16 protein-coding genes are annotated in these 22993 nt (G+C 39.3%); 13 read left to right on the top strand and 3 right to left on the bottom strand.

What is annotated here, in order from left to right:
* Window positions 1-239: 239 nt before the first annotated feature.
* Complete coding sequence (locus tag ABFC98_04620) at window positions 240-1022, bottom strand: phosphatase PAP2 family protein (GenBank protein ID MEN6445309.1); 783 nt, start codon at window positions 1020-1022, stop codon at window positions 240-242.
* Window positions 1023-1587: 565 nt separating this feature from the next.
* On the opposite strand from ABFC98_04620, the gene ABFC98_04615 reads away from it, so the two are divergent.
* The 13 genes from ABFC98_04615 to ABFC98_04555 all read left to right on the top strand — a co-directional run bounded on the left by ABFC98_04615 (window position 1588) and on the right by ABFC98_04555 (window position 19858).
* Window positions 1588-2478, top strand: a complete 891-nt coding sequence (locus ABFC98_04615) for a DNA alkylation repair protein (GenBank protein ID MEN6445308.1) — start codon at window positions 1588-1590, stop codon at window positions 2476-2478.
* Window positions 2475-3323: an RNA methyltransferase gene (locus ABFC98_04610; protein ID MEN6445307.1), complete on the top strand. Its 849-nt coding sequence runs from the start codon at window positions 2475-2477 to the stop codon at window positions 3321-3323. The genes ABFC98_04615 and ABFC98_04610 overlap by 4 nt, the downstream gene beginning before the upstream one ends.
* A complete protein-coding gene (locus ABFC98_04605; GenBank protein MEN6445306.1) occupies window positions 3320-6043 on the top strand; it encodes a C25 family cysteine peptidase in 2724 nt (907 codons plus the stop codon). The genes ABFC98_04610 and ABFC98_04605 overlap by 4 nt, the downstream gene beginning before the upstream one ends.
* 189 nt (window positions 6044-6232) lie before the next feature.
* A complete protein-coding gene (locus ABFC98_04600) occupies window positions 6233-7054 on the top strand; it encodes a lysophospholipid acyltransferase family protein (GenBank protein ID MEN6445305.1) in 822 nt (273 codons plus the stop codon).
* 38 nt (window positions 7055-7092) lie between these two features.
* A complete protein-coding gene (locus ABFC98_04595) occupies window positions 7093-7293 on the top strand; it encodes a hypothetical protein (GenBank protein MEN6445304.1) in 201 nt (66 codons plus the stop codon).
* Between the two features lies 1 nt (window position 7294).
* Window positions 7295-8173 (top strand): DUF58 domain-containing protein, encoded by an 879-nt coding sequence (locus tag ABFC98_04590; protein MEN6445303.1) that lies wholly within the window; start codon window positions 7295-7297, stop codon window positions 8171-8173.
* Window positions 8174-8176: 3 nt separating this feature from the next.
* Window positions 8177-9028, top strand: coding sequence for a fumarate hydratase (locus tag ABFC98_04585; protein MEN6445302.1), 852 nt, complete (start codon window positions 8177-8179; stop codon window positions 9026-9028).
* A 3-nt stretch (window positions 9029-9031) separates the two neighbouring features.
* Window positions 9032-9535: a FumA C-terminus/TtdB family hydratase beta subunit gene (locus tag ABFC98_04580; protein ID MEN6445301.1), complete on the top strand. Its 504-nt coding sequence runs from the start codon at window positions 9032-9034 to the stop codon at window positions 9533-9535.
* A gap of 2037 nt (window positions 9536-11572) precedes the next feature.
* Window positions 11573-14500, top strand: coding sequence for a DUF6754 domain-containing protein (locus ABFC98_04575; protein MEN6445300.1), 2928 nt, complete (start codon window positions 11573-11575; stop codon window positions 14498-14500).
* A gap of 12 nt (window positions 14501-14512) precedes the next feature.
* On the top strand, window positions 14513-15142 hold the full coding sequence (locus ABFC98_04570) for a hypothetical protein (protein MEN6445299.1): 630 nt from the start codon (window positions 14513-14515) through the stop codon (window positions 15140-15142).
* 19 nt (window positions 15143-15161) lie between these two features.
* Window positions 15162-16343, top strand: coding sequence for a hypothetical protein (locus ABFC98_04565; protein ID MEN6445298.1), 1182 nt, complete (start codon window positions 15162-15164; stop codon window positions 16341-16343).
* Window positions 16344-16360: 17 nt separating this feature from the next.
* The gene (locus tag ABFC98_04560) at window positions 16361-16963 is read left to right on the top strand and encodes a hypothetical protein (GenBank protein MEN6445297.1); all 603 of its coding nucleotides are present in this window, start codon (window positions 16361-16363) and stop codon (window positions 16961-16963) included.
* Window positions 16964-17068: 105 nt separating this feature from the next.
* Complete coding sequence (locus tag ABFC98_04555) at window positions 17069-19858, top strand: DUF6754 domain-containing protein (GenBank protein MEN6445296.1); 2790 nt, start codon at window positions 17069-17071, stop codon at window positions 19856-19858.
* A gap of 169 nt (window positions 19859-20027) precedes the next feature.
* Here ABFC98_04555 and ABFC98_04550 read toward each other — a convergent pair whose 3' ends face one another.
* Window positions 20028-21368, bottom strand: a complete 1341-nt coding sequence (locus tag ABFC98_04550) for a T9SS type A sorting domain-containing protein (GenBank protein MEN6445295.1) — start codon at window positions 21366-21368, stop codon at window positions 20028-20030.
* Between the two features lie 126 nt (window positions 21369-21494).
* Entirely contained in the window at window positions 21495-22937 is a 1443-nt protein-coding gene (locus tag ABFC98_04545; protein ID MEN6445294.1) for a DUF6029 family protein, read from the bottom strand.
* Window positions 22938-22993: the final 56 nt, after the last annotated feature.

Below are 22993 nucleotides of genomic sequence, written 5' to 3'. Positions count from 1 at the left end.
CTTCCCTTCCCAGCTTTTGTCTTACTATCTTCCTATCTACTTCTCCTTATTTGCTCCCCTTCCTCTCCTCCTAAACGAGGAGCAAAGGAGGGGAAGAGGAGGAGTGGATGAGGCGAGGCATAAGCGTAATTGGCAGGGGAAAAGCAACTTAGAAAATATATGCAGTTCCTGATAACTTTTGGGCATCTGCCTGAAAATTGGTTTGGGATTGGAGGGGAAGTAAAATAGCGGGTATCTGCTCAGAAACGATAAAGAACGGAAACTCCCTGCCCCTGTTGATAATAACTTAGCTGCCAATGAGGAGTGGTTTTTAATGTTAATTTTGCCGTTACATATCCAATTACCGCTCCGGTAAAAACATCGCTGGTCCAATGCTGATCATCGTTCAGGCGGGATAACGAAGTTAAAGTTGCCATTACATAAACCGTGGGTGGAATCCATTTTATTGGTTGATTCGCTTCTGCTATGATGGGTGCTATGCTCCAAACCAAAGTTGAGTGCCCGGAAGGAAAACTATCATTGTGAAACGAAAATTTGCTTCCGTTCCAAAATTGTTCGCCTTGGTCTTTTAAAGGCCTTTGCCTTTGCGAAGCCATCTTGAGGATTTGCGTAACTGATAAAGCCAAAACAGAACTTTTTAAACACAGCAAACCCGTGTCGGTAATCTTTTCATTTTGGGCAAGATACCCTCCTAAAGTGGTTATGGCTAAAGCTGGAAGCACAATTTTCACCTCTCCGCATTGCTTTGCGCCCGTAAAAATATTATCGGTAAATTCAGTTCGGTTGCGTTGATAGAGCTCACGCAATTCGTCATCCAGAAAATATAAACTCCCTGCTGTTAAAATTATGACGCTTGCCTGTAGCCAATTTGCTTTTTGCCAGTTTAGGGGAGCCGTTGCCTCGGTATAAATTGTTGCAGGATAGGAAAGTAGATAATCTGTTGGATAACTATTTTCCTCTGCGGAAAGCGCAAAACAAACCATCGGCAATACGATTAAAATGATTAGGAAACTTCTCTTCATATAGAAAGGATACACAAAATCATTGCGCTGGCAAGTGCAAAACGCGATAGATATTATCCACTAATTTTCAGGTACAGGCGGACGCCGTTATTTGTACAGGCGGACGCCGTTCCGCCTTATTTTTTTCGGCGCTACAGCGAGCGCCGGTACAAAAAACCCACTGTACAGGCGGACGCCGTTCCGCCTAATTTTTTCGGCGCTACAGCGAGCGCCGGTACAAATAAATCCCCCTGTACAGGTGGACTCCGTTCCGCCTAATTTTTTCGGCGCTACAGCGAGCGCCGGTACAAAAAATCAAGGGTTTATAGGGTTTCTAATTTAAATTTCCGTTAGGAGGAACTTGTTTTTCAGCTGCATATTTTTCTTGACAGATAACAGAAGTTAAATAGGTGTGTATTTAATAGCGATACACATCAATCCCAATTATCCTCAATCCCGTATAATAAATTCTATCCAAGGGAAGGGTAACAATTAGATTCGTGCCAAAACAATATAAGAATACAAGTGCTAAGAACACTATCAATTATAGTGACGGAACAAAAATATTCGTCGCAAAGCAGGTTAAATGATAAAAGAAATCGGTCGTCTGAATCTGGATGATTATAAAATCCTTGATGCAGAAGTGGAAAAAATATTCCGCAATTTAGAAAAGGGAAAATACGCTTTGGCGGAAAAGCAAATAATAGATACTGGAAACACAGCTAATTATTTTGTGCGTGAAGAAATGGGTAAACGCCTGGCTCAATATCCCGGAAATGGTGAATTGGATGCAATTTGCATTCGTCTTTTGGAGCATTTTATTTATGGCGTAAGAGCTACGGCTTTATTTTATTTCTATTATAAACATCAGGAACATCCTGAAATCATTGTAAAAACAGTGGAAAAGACCTTTGAAAGCGTGCCCTGGGAATCAGAAACCATCTGTTTTGAACTTTGGAAGAAAGCCCCCGATGTGATGCAAGAATATATGCCTCTTTGGGCTGAATCCGATAATGAAAAAAAGCGCGCCATCAGTATGCATGGAATGGAAAATATTGCTTCTCGCCACCCTCAATATGTGCTTACTTTTGTTTCTCGTTTATTGGATGACGAAAGCGAAGAAGTGCAGAAAAAAGTAAGCCATATCCTCACTCAGGTTGGTAGGCAACGTCCTGTTCAATGTTACAGTAATATCCGTCGCTGGCTTATGGAAGGTGACGAAAACCGTATTCGTATTCTTTGGCAAACGATGAAAAAACTGGCTAATATCTACTCTCAACGCAGTAGAAGAGATAAAACCAACGAATTTATGAATATTACCCAAAAGACAATTTCGGACTGGCGTAACGACTCTAATCCCAAAGTATCTTTAATGGGATCAAAACTTTATGGAATCATCAATAAAAAGAAGAAAAAGGACTTTCATAACAACAAGGTAAGCAATTCAGAGAATAATCGCTCCTCCCGACAAATATGAAACTCATTTCCCAATATTCCCACATCGCTGTAATTTTGGTGGAACCAATCTACGGAGGAAATGTAGGCGCCATAGCCAGAATTATGCATAATTTTTGTTTTTCTGACTTGCGCATAGTAGGCAAAGTTCCCGAAAAAAATGATTTCTACCTCGCTATGCACAGTGAACAAATTCTGGAAAATGCTAATACTTATACCTCTCTGAAAGATGCCGTTGCAGACCTGGAACGAGTTATTGCCTTTTCCCGTCGCGTGGGTAAAACCAAACCCATAGACCTTAGTCCTCGGCAGATGGCAAAATATGTGCATAATTTGCCCAATGCTAAAATAGGACTTGTTTTTGGACGCGAGACATACGGCTTAACTGATTCCGAGGCAGAACTTTGCACACTTCGCTGTCACTTTATGGCAAACCCGGATTTCCCTTCTTTAAATCTGGCTCAGGCAGTTGCCTTGGCACTTTGGGAAATTTATGCTTTGCCAGTGGAAGAACAACAAACCCTAAATAAATATTACAATGCCGCCCGTAAAGAAGAAATAAACAATATTCACAAATACATAATGGCAGTTTTACATTCCATCGGCTTTTTTCAAAAAAAAGAAACAATCAATTGGGATAACCTTATTGCTAAAATGCTGGCTCAGCTAAATCCCGATAAAATTATGCTTTATCGAATCAGACAATTGTTTAATCGGATAAATGTGTTAGTAACGGGAAAGGGATTGGGTTATAATTCTGATATTGAGGCAAAGCCAAATGCAAAATCAGCGGAAAAAACAGCACAGGAAACTTCGTCTCCTCTGGCAAATAATAATGTGGCCATTACCATAAAGGAAAAACAATGAAAAAAATACTTTGTCTCCTCTTATTATGCTTGCCATTAATAATTATGGCAACCACTCTAAACACTACGGTGCAATTTCCGGTTTTGGAAAATGGACTTTCGACCTCTTCATTAAGTAAACAGGGTTATGGCTTTTCCGGCGCCCCCGGAACTTTGCAACTGCCTGTTAAACAAATAAATATCCTCTTACCCAAAGATGCGGTGGTGGATAATTGGCAGATAACTTTTCCGGAGGCAAAAACTCTCCCGGGTGAATCCCCTGCCGTGAATCCTGCTTTTACTGATGGCGAGCACATATTAACTTATCCCTTTCAGAGAAACATTATCTCTCGTTACCGCTATCAGGGCTTAAGAAAATGGGGTGAACTTAATTTTGCCTGTTTTAGCGTTCTTCCAGCTGTTTATAACGGTTCCAATTGGCTTTGGAACAGCTCCTGTCAGATTTTGATAAACTACACTGCCTCAGCTAAAACCAAAGGGACAATTCCGCCCACTTGTAAAAACGCTAATTATTTTGCCAATCCGCAATATCTTACGCAGTGGTACAATACCTCCAAAGAACGCAATAACCATCTTCTAATTATAACTACCCCAGAGCTTTACAATGCGTTAAGTGCACTGGTCTTTTTCCGCCAATCCCAAAACATTGATGTCTCCTTTTGCAATATAGCAACAGCATTGGCTTCCGGGATGGGAACCGATAATGCTGAAAAATTACGCAACTTTCTGCAAAATACCTATAATCAAAATCCTTTTTCCTATTTACTTTTGGCAGGTGATTATGATATAATACCCCCGGCTTATGTAACTCCGGAACCCGATGGAGCGGAAACAGTTCCTACCGATTTCTTTTATTCTGATTTAAGCAGTGATTGGGATACCGATAATGATGGCAGAAGAGGTGAGTATTCAACCGGTTATATGGATGAGGACTATGGCATTGACTTCACGCCTGAGGTATTTGTGGGACGCATTTCTACCAATGTGGTTTCTGAGGTTTCCTCTATTGCCAATCGCATCGTTGAATATGAACAAGTTAGCGAGCCCTGGAAAGATAAAAATCTGCTTCCTGCCTGTTTTCTCAACTATCAAGATGAGCCGGAACTGGGATTTCTTCCAACCGATGGCGGACTATTTATGGACTATTTATGTGATACCTGTTTGGCAGAGCAGAACAATTTTACGATGTATGAACAAGAAGGCGTAGTAACTTCATTTCCCAGTGACTTACCAGTTAATTATGACAACCTTCGCAACAAAATCAATGCCGAAAGCTGGGGATTTATTAACTGGAGTGCTCATGGCAGTGCAACTTCCTCTTCCCGAAAAGTTTGGATGGCAGATTTTAACCATAATAACATTCCTGATGGCGGAGAAATGGATTGGATGGGAATGGTGGATCGCCAAAGTTTTATTAGTTTACAAAATCAAGATGGAACCGTAATTTTTGCCGCTTCTTGTGATAATGGAATGCTGGATATCAATGAAACCTGCCTGGCAGAATATGCCTTAATAAAAAAAGCGGTGGGTGTTTTAGCCGCCACCAGAACCGGTTGGTATAAAATTGGTTGGCTGAATCCAGGTTGGGGTGGACTTTCCAGCTATAATTATCATTTTGTGGAGAATTTCCGTCAGAACAAGCTTGACTTGGGCTCCGCGCATTCTTATGCCAATCTTTTACATACGCAATATTATCTTTTTGGTGATTCACTGGATACCGGAGGCATAATTTATCCTGAATTGCAAAATGTTTATACTTTTATGCTTTTTGGCGATCCGATGATTGGTTGGACGGATGAAGAACCCAATTTGAACGGAGAAATCTTAGTTTGGGAACCCAGTGGCAATGAAGGCATTGCCTTAGTTAACGCAATTCACCAGCTCACTAATTTTAATGTTATCTATACCGATAAACTTATTCCTGATTACAACTATATAAATAACTTTGAGGCAGTGTTTTATCTTGCCGGGGATTCTATTTTGGCATCCTCACTTGAGCCAACTTCCTTTGCCTATAGTTACTTAAACAGCTATCTGGAAGCAGGCGGTAAACTCTACTGCGAGAATTATATAGATGCAAGCAACGGACCTCTTTATACCAAAATGGGAGCTCAACTTGCCGATCCCGTGAATATATCTTCTCTTTATCACCCGGAAACCCATTTTTCCTGGAATTATGCTGCTTCCGATTCACTTATTTTTGCCTTATTGCCTAATCAAGAAACTGCCTCAGGAATCTTTTTAGCGAACAATGGAGAAACGGATAATCCGATTCTGGCAATTTTAAACTCTACCGACGATTATAAAGTTATTACTTCCTCCTTTCAGTTCTCGCAAGTGCAAGAAGGTGAACATACTTTAGCTGAACTGGCAGGCATAATTCTTTCTGCATTGGATGTTTATGATTATATTCCAGATGGTAATAGCGATCCTGTCTTTTGCCCAGCGATTCAAACATTAAGTGTTTATCCCAATCCCGCAATCCAAAACTCCCAAATTAGCTTTAATTTAAATAAATCAGCTTCGCTTTCGCTTTCCGTTTATAATATTAAGGGACAAAAAGTTAAAGATCTGGTTAACGCACCAATGAAGAACGGTTCCCATCAATTTTCTTGGAATGGCAAAGATAACTATAACAGAAAGTGCTCCAGCGGAGTTTATTATTACAAAATATCAGTGGAAGGTAAGTCCTTTACCAAAAAGCTGTTACTGCTTAATTAATATGAACGATTTGACTGTTTGTAAGATGAAGTTTTAGCGAAGAAATCAAATTTTAGGGAAAGATAAATGGATCACTTATCTAAGACCTTGAATGTCCTGCAGTCCTTAAACTTCCGTTACTAAAAGTAATTGCGGAAATGAATGAGATACTTTTATTTGTGACACGGTAATTTCAGGATAGGATAAATTATGTTTTTCAGGAAATTACATTGCTTCCTTTGGCATTTATGGCTCGCTACCATTTATTTCGTAAAAGCCACTTTTATCCGCATTTTTACCCGGGATAAGATAAAACGCCGTCTGCGTTATTTACACAATAACGCCAGAATCAGCCAAAGTTTTATCCGCTCTTTTAAGATAGAGCTTCAAATCAATCATCCTGAACGCCTGCGAGAAATACAAAACAGTGCTTATTTAGCCGTTTCCAATCATACTACCTATCTTGATATAATCCTGCTCGCTTCTATGGAACAATTTGTGTTCATTACTTCTACGGAAATGCGAGGAATTCCTTTTTTAGGGAAAATAACGCGTAATGGCGGTTGTTTATATACCAATCGCAATAAATATGTGTCTCTGCCAGCTGAAATTGATAATTTCGCTGCCACTCTTCAGCAGGGTTTTAAGGTCTTGCTTTTTCCCGAAGGAACGAGTACCGATGGCAGGACAGTTCATCCCTTTCATAAATCCCTCTTTCAAATTGCCCTAAAAGCAAAATGTCTTGTTTTGCCACTTTGTATCAAATACATTGCCCTTGATGGCAAAAAAATTGATAATGACACTCAGGACACCATTTTCTGGTATGGAGATATGCCTTTTCTAAAACACTATTTCAAGCTGATCGGTCATCAAATAGCAGCGGAAATTGATATCTTGGAAGCAGTTCCCTATCAGGAAAACAGAAGAAGACAAGAATTATCCGATTTGGTTTATAGCCAAATATTATTATCTTATCTACAAAGAGAAAGTTTTATTGACAAACAATGCGGTTCCATAGGTGTTGAAACATAAAATAAATTGCCTATGGGGCAAAGATATAAGGAGCAAATATGAAAACCGAAGACAACAAAAAGAACAAACTGCACTTAAACAGGATTAACTTTATCCTTTTGCTGGTAGCCGCTTTAATCCTTATTGCCGGCTATTTCATTATGTCCTTTAATGAAATCTCTCTTTCTCCGATTCTATTAATTATTGCGTATGCCATAGTAATTCCCATAGCATTGCTCTATCAGCCCAAAAAGAAATAATATGCCCCTTTTATCCGAAGAGACATTAGTCCGCCTAAACAAATTTCAGCTAACTGCCAAAAGCATCGTGGAAGGTTTCCTTGTGGGTTTGCATAAATCACCTTTTCATGGTTTCAGCGCTGAATTTTCCGATCACAGACAATATAATCCGGGCGAACCGTTAAAAGACCTCGATTGGAAACTTTTGGCTAAAACTGAGCGTTATTATGTCAAACGCTATGAAGAAGAAACCAATCTGCGCTGCTATGTCCTTTTAGATCATAGCAAATCAATGTTTTTCAGTTCCGGCAAAAACAGCAAAATGGAATATGCCACAAAACTCGCCGGTGCTTTAATTTGGCTGATGATTGCTCAAAAGGATGCCGCCGGACTTTATACCTTTAATAACAAAATTACTGCCGCCTATCCTCCCAAAGCAATTAGAACCTATACTTCTCAATTGTTTACCGCTCTTTTGGATTTGCAAGCGGAAGATCAAACCGATTTATTAACTCCTCTGCATCAAATTGCGGAAATAATCAAAAAACGCTCGTTGATTATCGTTATCAGTGATCTCTTAGATGAACCCGAAAAGATAATGGAAGCGCTAAAACATTTCCGTGCCAGGAACCACGAAGTATTAGTTTTTCACATAATTGACCCCAAAGAAGAAAAGTTTGATTACAAAAGGGAAGCCCAATTCATCGATAGCGAGACCGGAGAAAAAATAACCGTTTCCCCTTGGCAAATTCATAAGGAATATCAGGAAAATTATCATAACTTTACCAACTTTCTCAAAAAAGAATGCTACAAACATCAAATTGAATATAATGCCGTAGATACGCACACTCCTATTGAGGATTTACTATTGAAGTATCTTATCAAAAGGCAAAAGGGTTAGAGTATGAATTACCGCTATGTTTTATGTGAAACAATTGAGTCCGAACTCTCCCAAGCCATTACTGACATTACTTTTAACCCTGATCAGGAATTAGCGACTTTGCTAAAAAAAGCCCTTCTTGGCGAAACGAATGAAATTGCCAGAGATATTCTAAACTGTATGCTGAAAAATATAGAACTGGCTCCTAAAATAGAAATTCCTCTTTGCCAAGATACGGGAACTTTAGTTGTTTTTGCTGAAATTGGAAACAAATGTATTATTGAAGGTCCGCCTTTACCGCAAATTATCAATAATACCCTCACTAAGGTCTCTTCAGAATTATTTTTGCGCTCTTCCATCTTGAAAGACCCCCTTTTGCAGAGAGAAAATTCTGAAACCAACTCCCCGGCTATAATCCATATTGACATTGTGGATGGTGATAAACTGAAATTGCAAATTGCTCAAAAGGGTGGCGGAGCCGAAAATATGAGTCGGCTAAAAATGTTCACTCCTTCTGCTGAACCTAAAGAAATTATAAATTTTGCCATAGAGACAGTTCAACTGGCAGGTGGCAAAGCATGCCCTCCTTTAATTATCGGAATTGGCATAGGAGGTAATTTTGAGAACTGTGCTCTTTTAGCTAAAAAGGCATTATTTCAACCCCTAACCAGTAAAAATCCATTAGCGGAATATGCCACCTTGGAACAGGATATTTTGGCTGGCGTAAACAATACCGGAATCGGAGTTCAGGGTTTGGGAGGAAATAATACCGCTCTAACTGTTCATATTTTAACTGCACCTTGTCATATTGCTTCTTTGCCTGTAGCGGTAAATGTGCAATGTCATTCTCATCGGCACAAGGAAATAATTATCTAACTTATGAAAACTTATGATCTTACATTGCCTCTTAGCACAGCTGATATTGCCAAATTAAACAGGACTGACAAAGTTCTGTTAACCGGCTGCCTCTATACTGCCAGAGATGCAACGCATAAAAGAATCGTTAATATTTTGCAAAAGGGAGAAAAACTTCCCTTCAGTTTGGCTGATGTTGCTTTATTTTATTGCGGTCCCAGTCCAATCCGACCCGGAAATATCTGTGGAGCCATAGGTCCCACAACCAGTGCAAGAATGGATATTTATACCCCGTTTTTACTCCAAAATGGTTTAAAAGTTATGATCGGCAAAGGAGATCGCTCTCCTGAAGTTCAGAAAGCCATAACTGAATATGGAGCTGTCTATTTTATTATGCCAGGAGGGATTTCCGCCTACCTATCTCAGCATATTGTTTCCTGTGAAACATATCTTTGGCAGGACTTGGGTCCCGAGGCCATCTATAAACTTTGGGTGAAAGATATTCCTGTGTATGTTCATAGTAAATAGAGCATAACATTTATAGCGATGTGGCGTAAGCCCCTCGAAAAGTGTAAAACATATTGTTTTCTATTTCTCTCGCATCTTTAAAATAAAGCCCCTTGTGGGAGACACAATTATAGCGATGGAGGCGTAAGCCCCTCGAAAAATGAAAGACAAAATCGTTATCATTTAATATTTTTGCAATCTTGAAAAAGCCCCTGAGGGCGACACAATCATAGCAATAGGGTGTAAACATCTCGAATATAAAGATGTTAGCTAAAAGTTCCGTTAGGAACGATACATACTAACGACGGGTTTTAACTCTCTGAAACAAAAACCATATTATTTAGTCCCAGCGGGACGACAGATATTAACGACGGGTTTTAACCCTCTGAAACAAAAACCATATTATTTAGTCCCCGCGGGACGACAGATATTAACGACGGGTTTTAACCCGGCGCATAAATGTCAGGATGTCAGAAAAGTCCCAGCGGGACGACAGATTTCAGCGACGGGTTTTTAACCCGTTGCAAAAATACAGTAGGGTTGACTTCTTCGTCAACCACAACAAGCAAACTATCAAGCTTTCATATAATAAGCGGAAACTTCAGAATTTGGCTGTATGGGGAACGAAGAGGACTTCGTTCTTCCTTTGGATTATAATCTCTCACAGATTGCACTGATTTCACAGATTGAGTTTTAGAAACAAGGATTTAAAGGACTATTTTAATAGATAGTAATTATCCAATATTAACGCTGCAATCATCATCTGTCGTCCCGCTGGGACTTTTTTATTTATTTTTCCTACGCCGGGTTAAAACCCGTCGTTAATACCTGTCGTTCCTAACGGAACTGTTTCTCCAGTTATAAGATAGCATATTATACTGTCATTTAATGCACCGAGTTAAAACCCGTAGTTATCATCTGTCGTCCCGCTGGGACTTTTTTATTTATTTTTCCTACGCCGGGTTCAAAACCAGTCGTTAATACCTGTCGTTCCTAACGGAACTATTTCTCCAGTAGTAAGATAACATATTATCCTGTCATTACATTCGCCGGGTTAAAACCCGTCGTTAATACCTGTCGCTCCTAACGGAACTATCTATCCAGTTGTAAATTAGCATATTATACTGTCATTTCATTCGCCGGGTTAAAAACCCGTCGTTAATACCTGTCGTTCCTAACGGAACTATTTCTCCAGTTATAAGATAACATATTATACTGTCATTTCATTCGCCTGGTTTAAAACCCGCGTTCCTAACGGAACTATTTCTTTCCTAATGAGTTATTATATATTCTGTAAAATTATTGGATAAAAATAATTATCGTGGATATAGGCATTTATCAGTGAACATATTTTGTTCAATTATGGACTGTAGTTTTCTATTGAACTTCAACTCATTGCATAGATTAATTCCATCCAGAAAAAATTGAAAAAGTTGCTCTTCCAAAAATACAGTTTGCTTGTTCAGAATTAGATCAGTCAGTTCAATCAAAATATATTCAATACTCTTAAGATATAAAGCAGATTATTGACAATATAATATTATACCAATCATATCACAATTTAGTGCACTATCAAAAAAAATGTAGAGCAGAAAATGTTTTTGTTTGATGTCTAAATGTAGCTATTGGTCTATTGCAAGAAATGTAGTTGCTAAAATGTGACATATCCATATAAATGGCAAATAGTTAGATGCCAATAGTAAGGTCGCTAAAAAAGGGTTTATACATAAGAATAGCAAATATTTATAAGCCAGTAATTATTTTCAGCTCTGTGCAATATTTATTTTTGTCTGCAACTCATTATGCACCAAAGCGATATCACCATTCTCAGCAGACAAAATACTATTATCTTTAGCCATTCTTACTCGCTGCTTGATTGCTGCCGCAAAGCATCCCGAACTCATCCCGAATGGCGATACGGGATGCATTCGGGATGCGCTTCATCTGCACAGGAATGATCCGTAAGGAAAAAAAGAGATTGACATAATCGGGCTATTTTTGTGGTTGGAATGAAATGGAAAATTAACTGTTCATTATAACAAATAGGAGACCAAGCTTATGAATTTGAATAGAAGTCGCCTAATCCTTCTTCTGCTGTTTATTTTTATCATAGTAGGAACGGTAATTATAGCGCAGAAACAGCCAGAGACGGAAAAATATGTTGTAGATGACTTCCGGGTTGAAGATATTCCTGCAGATGATGGTAGTGGATTAATGCTTTCCTGGAAACCGCTGGAACGAAACAAACGCATAATTGAATATCGAGTTTACCGGGGAGTAAGTCCTGATCAATTATTCTTTTTAGAAGCCATTCCCGTGAATGTGAAGACCGGAGTCGCTTCTGAGCGAATGTATTATTACGACAATTCTGGCAGCGAATTTTTTGATATATCCTCTCCTCGCCATTTAAAAAAGGAGAAGCAGCAAGGCAAGAACAGTCCTCTTTACGAAAAAATGCCGCGGGACATTGCGTTTTTAGCTGATATGTCCGGAAAATATTCTCTGCTTTCCGTTAGTGAAAAGAACAATTACTATTACAGAAGCCAAAAAGTGACTCTCGACAAATTGCCGCAATCAAAAGCGGAAAGTTCTTTTCCTAAAGAAGGTGAGACCTATGCTGGTTTGAAGAATAATCAGCAAACGGTGCTCTGTTTTTTAAATCCGGGTGAAAAATATTATTATACTGTAGTGGCGGTGAATGAAAGGCGTCAATATCAAAAACCAGCTAATATATCTTTTGGAATCCCTTATCCAAATCCGCCTGAACCCGCATCTGAATTTTACAGTGTAGTTTTGGAAGATAGTAGAGAGCTGAGATTTGAATGGGAATTGCCTATTTTTCGGTCGGACATAGTTCAATATCGCGTTCATCAAATTCCGGCGTTGGCAGATTCGATGTGGAATATTATGCGCAATAATCCTGGGCTTTTACGGGAAAAGACAGCGGTATTGAATCAGGGATTAGTTGGCTATGGTTCTTTGAAGAATTACTGTAAATACTCCATTCCTCGGGAAGATTCCCTTAGTATATACAAAAATTCTCGTTACGCCTTGGAATTAATAGATGCTGATGGTTATAGCAGTTTTTCCGCTCTAACGAAGCCACGGTTGAAAAACAGTTACAATCTTCCCGCCAAACCCATATTTACGATGGAAGACAAACCCAATGACAAAGGTGATCGTTTAACGGTGGTTTGGGATAGTCCCATCTGTTTTGTGGTGAAAACGACTGCGCTAAATAGCAATTTTACCAAATTTAGAGTAAACTATCAGTTAAATCAAACCGAAACCCAAAAAGTGGATAACATCTATTTTGAATTTTACAAGAAAGGGGAAACCACTCCTTTTGTCCGTCTGAACGAATTTTATCAAGATAATAGCGTAATTTTGCAAGTGCCCGATGGTTATAATTATAAAAAGGGATTCCGTGTGAAAATTGCTATGAAAGGCAAACCGGAAATTCCGGAGGATTACTATCTGGAACAGGATTTGGAATATGATCCTCAAATGCTGGCGATTATGCCCACCAAGGCACTTTACCGAAATGGCAAAAATGTTTCCAAGATAGACAATGTGGTGTATAGGAAAAGTGTGTCTTCTCCGCAGTTAACTTTGGTGAAACGCAATACATCTTATGATAATTCTTTGGATGTAACCATTCCTTATGCCAGTATGATTCAGAAACCGGTAGAGGGATTTTGCTATGCCAAAGGCGATTCTTTCATTACTGTCATCAACGGAGAACGCCAGGCACGCAAATTAAAAAATGGAGATAAAACCACTCCTCTCGCTTTGCTTTCGCCCAAGCTTGATCTGGTTTATGATAAAAAGAATGAAACCCGGATTGAAACTAATATTTTCCCCGATTTAGGCAAAAAAGAAGCGGAAGAAAAAGTAAAAGAACTTACCAAACAACTTTCCGAGCTGCAAACCCAAAAAGCAATGTTAACTGATCCCGCAATGGCTGAACCAATAAATCAAAACATTGAACAGATTCAAAAACAGCTGAATGCCTATGGCAAAAATGAAAATCTGCTCTCCGCCAACAAGATAGCCGGCAGAAAAAGCCGCATGCGCTATATAGCCAAAATTAGAGAGGACTATAATCGCTGGACAAGTTATCAAGTTGTGCGCACTGATGGGAAAGGACTTTTTACCGAAAGCGATATGTTGAAAGACGGGGACGAAATAAAATATATGAAACCCGTCTCCAATGTGTTTGATACTAATAAATACACTACTTTGGTAGCAATGATCATCTTCGGGATAATGGTAGTGGTCTTTATCAATTTAGCCAGACGGGGCAAGAATTTATACATTCGTCCCATAGCCGGTTTGGAAGAAATTGACACGGCTGTCGGCAGAGCTACAGAAATGGGACGCCCAATGATGTATATGATGGGAAATGGTTCTTTGAGTGATGTGGCCACTATTGCCTCGATGGGAATTTTAAGTTTGGTGGCTCGTAAAGCGGCAGAATATGACATAAAACTAATTGTTCCCGTCTATAATTACATAGTGATGCCCATCGTTCAAGAAATTGTTAGAGATGCACATTACTCTGTAGGCCGTCCGGATAGTTTTGATAAAAACAATGTATTTTTTTTAACCGATGTTCAATTTGCCTATGTGGCAGGTGTGAATGGAATAATGATTCGGGAGCGGTCGGCAACTAATTTCTTTATGGGTTATTTTGCAGCCGAGGCATTGTTGATGACGGAAACCGGTAACTATTTGGGTTCATATCAGATAGCTGGAACCGATGCCGTTACTCAAATCCCCTTTTTTATTACTACTTGTGATTATACTTTAATCGGAGAAGAGCTTTATGCCGCTTCTTCCTATTTAAATCGTGAACCGATGCAGCTGGGAACTTTGAAGGCACAGGACTATTATAAATTCCTCATTTTTGCTTTTGTAATTGCCGGAGCGGTGCTTTCCAGTTTTCAATTGACGGGTTTAACTGAAATATTTCCTATTAAATAAATGAGGTCCTAAATGAAGAAAACAATTCCTTTAATTATGGTAATCGTGGGGGGCATAATCTTTGTGTTATATGCCTTTAGTCCCCACAAACTTTTACAGGATGATTTCTACAACAAGTTTTACCTTCCTTGGGCTTATGCTTCAGCGCCTTGGGCGGCTCTTTTGGGAGTGATAAGTTTGTGTATGATGCATAGCAGTAAAATAAAAAGGCGTGCTCCTAAATGGCAATATAGCTATTTCTTTTTTGGTGGATTCATCATAACATCGCTTGCCGGTTTTATCGGTGGAACGCAAAAAGGTAGTATGTTGATGTGGATATTTGAAAATATGCAAATGCCAATGAGCTCTACGATGTTTTCGCTTTTGGCATTTTATATGGCATCCGCAGCTTATAAAGCATTTAGAGCTCGTTCTGCAGAAGCGACGGTTTTGTTGATTGCCGCCATTGTAGTGATGCTGGCTCAAGTGCCTTTGGGAGTGAAAATTTATAAAAACCTACCTATAATCTCTCAGTGGATATTGGATGTTCCCAATTTGGCTTCCAAGCGTGGAATAGCCATTGGCGTAGGTCTTGGAGGTGTGGCAACTTCCCTAAAAATACTTTTGGGCATAGAACGTTCCTATTTGGGTGGAACGGATTAAGGAAAGGGGAGAAAACAGGATGAACTTTTTTGAAAGAATGCAAAATTTAGACCGACGCTGGATCTACATTGTTGTGGCTCTGGCAATTATCATTCCCTTAATGATTCCTTATAATTCGGATAATGTAACTTCTCCGCCTACGGAAAATCTGTATCAGATGATTGATTCTTTTGCCGGCAGAGAAGATAGAGCCGTGTTATTAAGTTTTTTACATGATGCTTCTACGATGCCGGAACTTTACCCAATGGAAATTGCCATAATCAGACATTGTTTTGAACGCAATATCAAGGTCTTCGCTCTCACTTTTTTAACTTCGGGTGCACCTATTATTGACTATGCTTTCAATTCCGTGAAAGAAGAATATCCCGATGTGAAAAGCGGAGTGGATTATTGTAATTTTGGTTTCAAGCCCCAGCCCATGGCTTTGGTTTTGGGAATGGGAGATAATATTGCCAATGCCGTAAATACCGACGCCGAAGGTAGAAAACTGGAAAGTTTGCCAATTATGAAAGGCATAACAAATTACAACGAAATGAACCTGGTAGTGGAATTTTCCGGAAGCACGGCTGGAACTTATTGGATTTATTATGCTCGTCCCAAATTTGGAGTGAATGTAGCTTTGGGAGTTACTGCCGTTATGGCTGCCGATGAATATCCCTATTTACAATCAGGTCAATTGATTGGTATGCTTACTGGATTAAAAGGTGCAGCCGAATATGAAAAATTAGTGGATGTTTTTGCCGCTTATCGTGATCCGAAAGTTGATTATAGAGTAAAAATGGATGCAGAAGGCAACAAAATCATTCCGGGCCGTCCTTTCGGCAAAGAAGTGCTCAATGATGAAAGCACGAAAAAACTAATTAACATTACCACTCAGACCAAAGCTGAATTTACACCTGCCGATTATGCCGCCTTCGTAGCCAAATATCCTGAGCAAAAAGCTATTTTTGATTCCCTGACGGAACAGGAAAAAGATAAAATCGTGATTGATGTTAGCAAAATAACCCCGGAGCAGAGAAATCAGATGGGCGAATATGCTTATCGGGAACTGAATAAGCTTACCTATAATATTGATTATAAATTCAAAGTAGCCAGAATTGGAATGAACGCACAGTCCGTTGCCCATATAATGATCATTGTCTTCATTCTTTTGGGTAATATTGGTTACTTCATTCAAAGAGCCAAAACGGTAGAAAAGTAAAGAAAGGGAGAGGAAAAATGAGTTTTGAATTAATAAGTAATCTGGTAGCTGCGTTTTTTACGCTGTGCATTTTCTCCTTCCTTTACAAAGAAAATCCTTTATATAGAATGGCGGAACAACTGCTGGTAGGAATTTCTTTGGGATATTCGCTGGTGTTCACTTATGAAAGAATATTTATTCCTTATGTTTGGCAGCCGATTATTCTGAAGCATAATTTTGTCCTTATTCTCCCCTGCCTTTTGGGAATACTATATCTATTTCGTTTTTCTCGTAAACTGGGTTGGCTTTCCCGTTATCCAATTGCCTTTTCGATGATTGGAATCGGATTCAGCATTCCGATGGGAATTCATGCCGGAATTTTAGTTCAGATGCGTCAAGCGATGGTTCCTCTGGAAAATGTTAATCTTGTTCTGATCCTGATTGGCACAATTGCCGTTTTGTTATATTTCTTTTTCTCCAAAGCGCACACAGGTGCTTATGGCAAATTTGTGGAATTGGGAAAATGGTATATGATGATTGGTTTCGGCGCTTCTTTTGGTTTAACAGTTATGGCTCGTATCTCATTATTGATTGGCAGAATTCAATTTCTGGTAATTGATGTGTTGGGATTGATGAAATAGCTGCTTTTCCTAAAAACCGGTAATTCCGGCATAATTGCAGATTCTATATAGACCTCTGCATTGCCTTTGCGTTATCGGAATTTGGGTAAAAAAAAGGAATAAACAATGAAGAAATATCTTATAATTATCGGTATCATTCTTTTGATCGGGATTTCTTTGCTTTCTACAGATAAAGCAAAACCGGAAATTTCGCAAGGTAAAATTTCTGAATTCAGCGCTACCGATATGCCTTATGACGATGGTGCAGGCGTAGTTTTAAAATGGAAACCACTGGATAAATCTTACCACATTATATACTACAATATTTATAGAGGCGTGAGCCCCGATTCTCTGTTTTTGCTTAGCAACATAGAAGTTGATCCTAAATTGGGTGTTTTATCCAATGAATTATACTTTTATGATAGAGGCGACCAGCCGTTGATTGAATTTGAAACGGCTCCCGTAAATCTGAAAAAGGAAAAACAGCAAAGTAAAGACAGCCCTTTATACAGTCATTTTCCTCAACAACCGGCATTGCTTGCTTCTGTTTTGGATCGTTACAATGTTTTAGGCGCCATCAACAATTCTAAGCTTTATCATCGTTCCGCACCCATAAAAAAGGGTGAGGACCTAATGGCTGGCTTGAAAATGCGTCATTTTGAATCCATTCTTGGTTTTCCGAAAGCAGGACAGGAATATTATTATACAATATTGGGCGTGAATGAAAGAGGGCAATATCTACCCTATGCTGACATTCAAAAAGTGGTTCCTGAGGATAATCCTCCTGAACCGGCCACCATATTTTCCAGCACTTATTTTGAAGATACGGGAGTGTTTAATTTTGAGTGGAATCCACCAACTTCCAGTCCAGATATAGCAATGTGGGAGGGCTGGTTGGTTCCGAAAACATTAACCCAAGCAAACGGTGGAGCCCTAACTGAAAATTGGCAAAATAGCGCCGTGCATCTATTTCAAATTCCCAATTATTACGGCTCGGTAAATGCCTGTTACAGTGTAGATACAAAAAAGGAAGGCATAGAACTTCCACAAAATATGGCGGATTATTATGCCGTTCTTTCTTTTAGTGATTATCTGGGTCAGAGTGCAGCAGTGCCAGCAAAACACTTTCGCATCCTAAATTCTGCGCAGCAGCTTAAAATGCCCAAAATAGCTGTTTACGATAAAATTAACGATAAAGGCGATTATTTAACCGTTTCCATTGGCAGGCCTTTGGTCTTTGTTAGCCAGGCGTTATATTTGAATAAAGCCAAAACCGCTTTAAAGATCAACTATGAGGTCTCCAATAACGAGCATTACAAAATTAAGGAATTGCGCTTTACCGTGTTGGATTCTTTGGGCAAAGAAATTGGCAAGGTCTCGGAACATTATTTGGATAAAACAGTTCATATCAAGCTTCCCAAACAATATGAACATATTAGCAATATGAATGTCCGGATTGCAGTTAGAACCAATGACGAACAAAATTTTGAGGATTATACCGAGCAGCACATTGTTTATGATAACGACAATAAAATCTTCCGCGGGCAAAACATCTATTATCAAAATGAGCCCGTGAATAAACTTTACTACGAAGTTCTTACGCGTAACGGTTTTGATCCTGATTTTATGTTTGGAAATCGGACTAATGGTTTAACCCGTTCCTACGATCATTCCATTCCTTATGAAAGCACCGTTTATGAAAGAATTTTGAATTATGACGCCAAGGGTAAATATCTGCTTTTAGATCCTCAGCTTACGATTGCCATTGATTCTACGAATGGTTATAGCTTTGCGGTTCCTCTTTATAGAACTAAATTTGAAAAAGACCTGAAACAGCAAAAGTCAGAGCTTGATAAACTCCTTGATCAGAAGAAAATGTATGCTGCGTCCGCACTGCCAGAATCCTTGCAAAATGCAATTCAAGAGGCAGAAGGAACCTATAATTTTATTATCCATCATCCTGCCTATCTTGCCGCCACGAAAGCCAAAACTGATAAGTCCTGGCTAAAATCATTGCTTTCCGTGCGAGAAAAAAATATGCGCAGTTATTCCTATCGTCTTATTAAAACGGATGGAAAGGCAAATTTCATCACCACTGCCACCTTCACAAATCCTAAAGGAATTTCCGTATTTTATCCTAAAAGCGAATGGTTTGATTCTACCAAATACATCACTTTAGGTGCCTCCATTTTGCTATTGGTTTTGCTAATCTATGCCATCATCCTCAGTCGAAAGGGAGATGTTTATATTAGACCAATTGCTGGATTGGAATCTATTGAAGAGGCAGTTGGCAGAGCCACGGAAATGGGTCGTCCTTTAATGTATGTTCCCGGCTGGGGAACTTTAGGAGATCCGGATACCGTTGCCAGTATGATGATTTTGGGTCAGGTAGCTAAAAAAGCCGCAGAATTTGATGTTCGCTTAATTTCTCCGCATTGTGATTATATGGTTTTGCCCATGGCTCAGGAAATCATCCAAAATTCTTTTAATGAAGTGGGGCGTCCCGATGCCTATAATCCCAATGACATATTCTTCATTTCTTATGACCAGTTTCCTTTCTGTGCCGGAGTTAACGGCATAACAGTCAGGGAAAGAGTTGCCACCATATTTTATATGGGATTTTTCAATGCGGAAGCTTTGCTCTTAACGGAAACAGGAAATCAGGTGGGTGCCTTTCAAATTGCTGGAACAGATGCCATTACCCAGGTGCCTTTCTTCATTACTACCTGTTCTTATACTTTGATTGGAGAAGAATTTTACGCTGCTTCCGCCTACATTTCGCATAATCCTGATTTGGTCAGTATGCTAAAGGCCTCGGATTATTTCAAAGTGTTTATTATCGTTGCCTTGATTGTGGGGACAATTCTTGCCACTTTCAACTTTACAGGTTTTATAAACGCATTACCGATAGAATAGGATAGTTATAGCCAACTTGGCGCTTATAATAAATGGTGGAAATACGGTGGCGGTATTCGGCAAAAACCCGAATAGCACCATTGCATTTCCACCATAACTATCAAGGAAGGACTTTCTACGAAGCAGTAAAAGTCACGCTGATTATGGGTTTACGCGGTGGGCGATCTACTTATTTTAGAATGAGGAAGCGTCCGGCTTTGGCGTCACTATTTTGCAGGCGGTAAAAATAGATTCCGTTGGGCAAATTCGTATCTGGTACAAAGCTGATGTCGTTTTCTCCCAAAGATAACTTCCAATTATCGATACTCTGCACTTTTTGTCCCTTTACATTGAAAATGTCAATTGTGGCAGAACCACTGTTTTTAGGATTTGAGAGCGTAAAAATGGCATTACCTTTAATTGGATTGGGGTATAAACTCTTAATTGCCAAGATATTGGGAGTATTGGTATGATCGATAACAGGCACTCCAGCTGAAATATGGAAAGGAACATTATATTCACCTATATGAGGGCTGCTAATGACAAAATGAAAATCAGCGGTTCCTGCCGAGCCAACCATAAGATTCAGATGGAAAGATGAATATCCTCCCTCAGCCAAAGAAAAAGGACGGTCTATTGAACCAGGATAGCAGTTTCCTTCTTCGTCGCAATAGTTAAAATACCAATCCGCTGGGGCATTATCCACTTGGATACGCATCGTGTAATTGTCACTTGCTCCCAGATTAAAAAACCAGAATGGCGATGAAAGATAATTAATATTCGGATCGCAGGTTATGGAAGTTTTCCAATCCATCGCCACGCGGAAATTATATTCCGGCAAAGGAAGAGATGAAATGCTTTGCACAATTTTCTTATCCGGTAGTTGCAGAAAAACAATTCCCCACAAATTACTTATTACCCAGGAAGGGTCTAAACTGAATGTCTTGCTGAAATTATAGGTGTCGCCAACACCCGCTAAAGAAACAATATCGTCGTAAAGAACGCCTCTTAAAATATGATCTTCTTCTCCCACATTATCTTCCAGCAGATAATATACAAGCCGGGCATTGGAAATGGACACATCGGGCGAAATCATTATTACAGAGCCGCTTATCAAACCCCTATCAAAGCTGAAATTAGTTGGCACAATTTTAATTGGGGAGGCAGCAAAGCGAGTTTTGGATAGGGCATTAAGATAATCGGCTCCGTTTGCGGTGCCTTCACCTATGCCTTCTAAAGAGGTCGCTCCGTTGAAAATAACATTGGGTAACCCATTTACATTATAATAGGTAAATCTTTCTTCTACCATTGCATTGCTGAGGTCTCCACTGGTCGTGAATAACCTGGCGCTGATAAATTCATTGTTATTGGTAACTGAATGAACTGCCTGCAAACCTTGCCAGGCAAGAGGACAATTCATACACCAGGTAGCTCCAAAATCTTCAGCTATCGTAGTTACCGGCATATAGGTTGGTTGAGCGAAAAGGATGCTGCAAACCAAGAGAGTAAATATCAGATAAATGTTTTTCATTTTCATATCCTCGTCTTTTTATATATATTAACTGATTAGGGGAAAGGGACAAAAAATATATTTGCCCTTCCCTCAGGAATCCTAACTACTAAATAAATCTGCGCAATCTGCGGGAAATATATTTTTTTAAAAGCGGGTGTTAAGCTCAATCCGTAAACCTTCAAACGGAGCAACATAACGGCAAACCCCATTTCTACATACTTTTCCACCTGCTTCTTTGCCGCCGAAAAGAATTAAATCGCTATGTTCAAATAGTGGATATTTAATTTCCGCAGAAGGGTAATAACGACTGTCTAAAATGTCACTTATTTCTTCCCAACTGCTTTGGGCGCACAAAGCAAGCGAAATTTTACCCAAAATTAGGTCTGTCTGCAGCTTGGGTTCATAGTGTTCGCTTTCCACATCCTGTTTTTGTTTGGACACCTTTTTATATTCCAGCTGCACTTTCAGAGGAATGGCAAATAAATTGAAATTGGATTGCAATGCTGGAATTAACTCCTGTTGCCAGGTATCGTTATTATCATCAATTTTTTCTATATGCCCGTAAGAAGCAAGCAGAGAAAAGGAGTTTGCATTATATTCAAGGGCAAAATAGGCATCGTTCATTTTCTTATCTTTAGCGTTGTTGAACGCTTCGGCATAATCTGCCGTAAAATTTAGATAATCGGTAAAATTAACGGTTCCAAAACCCTGATAGCCAATTTCGTCTTCTCCCGTGGCGGAAGCATCCGAAAGGGTTTCATTATGATAATTTACTGTCGGTAGGTCGTTTAGACGATATTGAAATTTATCATACTGTTTATATGCGCCACCTAAAGTAACGGGACCAATTAAGTAACTGCCATTTGCATAAATTGCCTTGCCATTTTTAGTTCCGATGCCGGGTTGATGATATAACTCGCTGAAAGCCGTTTCTGCCTGTAAATCTATATTATGAGCGGAATAACTTAACCTACCGGCAAACACGGTGCGTTGATTATAAATATTGGTAGCCAACAAATTACGAAAAGCCATGGCGGAAGCGCCTAAAGAAATGCCATTCCAGTATGGAGTTTGGCCATCCGCACCATAAGCAAGATCATATTTACCTGTAATATCGGGATTTTCTATCGCTCCGTAAATTGCCTTGAATTTAAAAGCATCGTCGTAACTAAACAAAAAACTCTCCAAACGGTTGTCTATATCAAATTCCAGGTCTTTAAAACTGCGAAAAACAATGCCATTGCCAAAACTTTCTTCCGTTATGCCGGCATAAATTTTGTAAGCATCTTTTTCATAAGCAGCATATAATTCCTGCCAACCAAGGTCCAAACGATTGCTATCCAATTCGTCCATAAGTTCCGTTTGCTCTGTGGAATATTTGGGTAAATTGGCAATAAACTTCATTCCAAAACTGAAGTTTCGATAACCGAGATTGAAGCCAAAAGTATCCTTAAAATAGGTATGCAGAGAGTCCTCAACCGTTCTATAGATAAATTGTGATTCATTAGAACCATTTACCCAAAGGGTATTTTGAGCGCTAAGCAAGGTAAAACTGACTAAGATCAGGATTAACCAAAAATGTTTCATTCTCCCTTCCATTGTTTATATTATTTTCTCATTGACTTCACTGACTTCACTGATAT

The sequence above is a fragment of the Candidatus Cloacimonas sp. genome, assembly GCA_039680785.1.
Taxonomy (GTDB): Bacteria; Cloacimonadota; Cloacimonadia; order Cloacimonadales; family Cloacimonadaceae; genus Cloacimonas.
Note: the sequence above shows the minus strand (reverse complement) of the source record. Positions and strands in the feature narration are given on the sequence as shown.